The 4,247-nt window shown below is 31.4% G+C and carries 2 protein-coding genes and 1 pseudogene; all 3 read right to left on the reverse strand.

Annotation, left to right across the window (positions count from 1 at the left end):
• Nucleotides 1-2,163, reverse strand: a pseudogene (locus GOQ24_RS15200) (hypothetical protein); the annotation flags it as partial.
• A gap of 397 nt (nucleotides 2,164-2,560) precedes the next feature.
• Complete coding sequence (locus GOQ24_RS15205) at nucleotides 2,561-3,571, reverse strand: helix-turn-helix domain-containing protein (protein ID WP_160340071.1); 1,011 nt, start codon at nucleotides 3,569-3,571, stop codon at nucleotides 2,561-2,563.
• A gap of 103 nt (nucleotides 3,572-3,674) precedes the next feature.
• A partial coding sequence (locus GOQ24_RS15210) for a helix-turn-helix domain-containing protein (RefSeq protein WP_160340072.1) occupies nucleotides 3,675-4,247 on the reverse strand: 573 nt, incomplete at its 5' end.

Consider the following 4,247-nt stretch of genomic DNA (forward strand, 5'->3'; position numbering starts at 1 on the left):
TCCTGCTCCTTTACCTAGATTATCAGCTAGCTTATCTAATGCATCTTGTACATTTTTAGCATCTATTCCTGATTTACTATTGTCGTAGTAGTTATTAGCTGCGTCTGTATTTACAGTAGTAATCACATCGCCTTTTGAATCCTTAAAGTCATATCCTACTACATTACCGTTTGCATCTTTACTTTGTGAAACGTTTACTGTATTTACATCAAATAAAACATCTGTTCCATCATTTCTGGTAAAGGTGAACAATCCTTTATTCAAGGCATCTTCTGTTAACTTAGACTTATCAATGCTTCCTAACTCATCTCCATTATCAGCCACTAGAGTTACTTTTCCGTCTCCTTTATCCTGTAACTTTACTCCTGCTCCTTTACCTAGATTATCAGCTAGCTTATCTAATGCATCTTGTACATTTTTAGCATCTATTCCTGATTTACTATTGTCGTAGTAGTTATTAGCTGCATCTGTATTTACAGTAGTAATCACATTGCCTTTTGAATCTTTAAAGTCATATCCTACTACATTACCGTTTGCATCTTTACTTTGTGAAACGTTTACTGTATTTACATCAAATAAAACATCTGTTCCATCATTTCTGGTAAAGGTGAACAATCCTTTATTTAAGGCATCTTCTGTTAACTTAGATTTATCAATACTTCCTAACTCATCTCCATTATCAGCCACTAAGGTTACTTTTCCGTCTCCTTTATCCTGTAACTTTACTCCTGCTCCTTTACCCAGATTATCAGCTAACTTATCTAATGCATCCTGTACATTTTTAGCATCTATACCTGATTTACTATTGTCGTAACCAATTGCCTTAGCATTGGTATCAATCGTAGTAATCACTTCACCTTTACCATCTTTGAAAGTATAAACACCATCCTTGATTTCAACTACTGTATTATTTGAATCAAAACTTACTGTTTTACCATTCTCATCGGTATAAGTAAAAGTTCCATCTCCTTTATCTAGTAATGTAGTCAAAGTCTCGTTTGCCTTAACAATAGTGCTAAACTTAGAGTTATCTACATTTACCCATGAGTTAGTAGTCTCATCCCATTCTTGGAAGATAACATCACCTGTAGATTGATCATATACAATCTTAGTAAACCCACCTTTAGATTCTGTTAGATAAGTAATATAATCGTTCACTGTCTTAAATGTACGTCCATCAACAGTAATAGGCCCTTTGTTTACTATCTCCTCAAAGTTATTTACAACTCCCCCCACTACATCAATAGCATAGATTCCTTTTGGCAAATTAGAAGCATCTACTGTAGTTGGCACTACACCTTTACTCTCTACTAGATACTCTTCAGAAACGTAGTATTGCTTTTTATTGAAAGTGATAATAACAGTCTTACTCTCGTTAGCTGTTACCACATCTTTAATAGATACCTCTTTTGTTTCACCATCTTTAGTTATATAAGTAAGTTTATCGCCATGGTAATAAACATTACCACCAACGTAGGTTCCATCAAGGAAGTTAGTAATATGATTTTGAACAGATTTATTATTGATAATATCACCAAATTTATTGATAACCGCCTGTTTTACTTCAATGCGAATACCTTTACCAATAATATTACCATTGCGATCTACAGCACCTTCATTATAATAAATATAGTCTCCAGTTTCTTTGTCATAAGTAATTGTAGTTAACTTATCTTTTATCTCAACTTTCTTACCATCACTGTCAATATAATAAAGTTTATCACCTTCATATACAACATTACCTTCGGTATTATTTATGATATTTTTGATGATATTCTCAACCTTATCTCCATCCTTGTTTACAATTTCTTGAAAATTATTTACAACAATCTCTGGGATATCTCCTTCATTGGTAAGGCGTACCCACTGATCAATAAACCAATAGTAAAATCCAGGTGTTAAACCTTTTTCTTTGCCTGACGCATCAACCGAAGCGGTATTAAACACAAGCAAACTATTAATTCCATTGGTAGGGAAATTAATGATTGAAGTTCGGTCTTGATATCCTGTTAAGCCAAGTCTTGGGATAAGCACCCCTCTATTGCTTGATTCAACAGTTAACTCTGCCGACTTATTGGGTTTTATTGTTCCTACTCCCACTTGAGAATAAGCACTAAAAGACCCAGTCATTAACAATGCAACTGATAGTAATCTTTTTTTCATACTTTTTTTTATTCAATTTGTTAATTGTAATTTACTGTTGGACATATAAACAAGAAAAAACTATAAATCTAAGTTCTGCTATATTAAAACATCCAAGTTGAAATCGTTTTTATTTCAATGGAATCAAATTTACATTATACAGTGTTAAAGTTTGTTCCAAAAGTACCGGTACCACTACAGTTAAGACCTATTGAAACAAAGTTTAACAATTAACTTTGTGCAACACACAATACAAACAAGATCATCACAACTATTTAAAAACCAAGGAGTATCAAGTCAATTCTAATCATTAAAAGCAAAAAAAAATAGACAAAACACACACTATATCTTATTAACACAATAAGACATACAAAAGGTATTAGTTGGTAATTAATTTTTGAATCAATACAGTTGTAAATTACCTTTCTAACAACTCAGATGGAGGAAATCCCATCACATTTACAAACGCTCTATAAAAAGATATTCTACTATTAAAACCACATAATTCTGCAGCTCTTTCCACGCTCAAATCTCCATCAGCATTGGTGCGCAATAAAGTAACGGCATGCTCGATACGAAAGCGGTTAATATAGTGAGTAAAGGTATTTGCTTCGGTACGAGCAAAAAAAGATTTTAATTCTTGCTTATCGCGTTTCAAAATCCTGGAAAGCTTTGATAGTGTTAAATCACTTTTCAAATACAATTGTGGCTCAATCACTTCTTGCCAAATTAATTGCCTAATTTCAAGATCATTAACATCGTTATCAACCTCTTTAATTTCATCGATAGATAAGACTGGATCTATTTCCACAACTGACAGTAATTTATTCTTAACTTCACGTTTTATATCATCCACTTCTGATTCAGTTGTGACAATTCCAATAGTAGAGTCTTTATCATGTCTTTTACCTATCTCTTTCCATCTCTGTATCTGTATAACGGTAAAACAAACAGATACAAGTAAGACAAGGCAAACATGTAACGTATAGATTGTAGTACTACTCACTAGAAGCTCATCAGTAAATAAAAATGAAATACCTAAAAATGATCCCACAAATAGCGAAATAATATAAAAAGTCACAATACAGCGATAATAAGATATCAAAATACTTTTACTCAACATTACAAAACCAAAACAAGCATATCCAACATTTATAACACCTGTAGTAATAAGAGCAATACAATTAGCTTTAATCATAAAATCAACATTGTCAGCAAAAGAAGTTGAATAGATTATGACATAAAAAATTAACAGCATTAATGCTATGTAAAAGTGAATAAATAAATACTTATTTTTTAGTCCTAATAAAAAGATCAAAAGAGAGCCATTAAAGAAGCTAAAAATTAAACCTAAGGCAAAATCTTCATTTAACTGCAATTTTTGAGCAAAATAAGTTAATATCCAATTGAATACTAAAATAGTATTCACAAGAACTATTTTTAAATCAAGTAACTGTTTACTTGACTTTGCACGGTAAATTAAAAAAAGAGTTAGTAGTAGTAATAATAGTAAGGTGGGGAACATATATAAATTAATCGATTTTAATATTTCTATCTTTATAATCAGAGGCACGAATACCTACGTAATGAACAAAGTATTTATTAAACGTTGTAAAGGAGCGAAACCCGGAACTTTCAGCTACAGAAGTAATACTCCAGTTTTGTTTGTTTTTCAATAATTCCAAAGCATGCGCTATGCGATATTTGGCAAGCAATTCGTTAAAGGTTAAATGAAAAAAACGCTGAGTTATAAGATTCAACTGTCTTTGGTCATCCAATCCCACTTCATTACTTAATTGTCTAGCTGTGAAATTACTCTGCAAATAATCATCGCAACTTTCAAAAAAAAGGATGATTTTCTCAGCAATTATATACTCAAACTTATCTTTATTCTCCTCATTAATTTCTACTTGCTTTTCGCTATTATCAACATTTAAAGAGAACTTTTTCTTATATTGACCGATGCTTGTAAATAAAATAAAAACACCTGTTATAAAAGATAAAATCACCGCAGATAGTTCTAATAGTAAATGAAAATAATCAAATAGCATATCGCTTAAATTCCATTGAAAAAACATCAAAATATACTCCACATTAAACAAGAT

This window comes from Myroides sp. LoEW2-1 (assembly GCF_009767705.1).
Taxonomy (GTDB): domain Bacteria; phylum Bacteroidota; class Bacteroidia; order Flavobacteriales; family Flavobacteriaceae; genus Flavobacterium; species Flavobacterium album_A.